This is a genomic window from Serratia sp. Nf2 (assembly GCF_003028435.1).
GTDB lineage: Bacteria > Pseudomonadota > Gammaproteobacteria > Enterobacterales > Enterobacteriaceae > Serratia > Serratia marcescens_L.
Genome location: NZ_PYTW01000060.1, coordinates 1 through 255 on the forward strand (window position 1 = coordinate 1; position 255 = coordinate 255).

Sequence of the window (255 nt, forward strand, 5' to 3'; positions counted from 1 at the left end):
ACTTAACAAACCGCCTGCGTGCGCTTTACGCCCAGTAATTCCGATTAACGCTTGCACCCTCCGTATTACCGCGGCTGCTGGCACGGAGTTAGCCGGTGCTTCTTCTGCGAGTAACGTCAATTGATGAGCGTATTAAGCTCACCACCTTCCTCCTCGCTGAAAGTGCTTTACAACCCGAAGGCCTTCTTCACACACGCGGCATGGCTGCATCAGGCTTGCGCCCATTGTGCAATATTCCCCACTGCTGCCTCCCGT

1 rRNA gene is annotated in these 255 nt (G+C 54.9%); it reads right to left on the reverse strand.

Annotated features, from left to right (window positions below):
- Nucleotides 1-255 (reverse strand): 16S ribosomal RNA (locus C9411_RS25420); the annotation flags it as partial.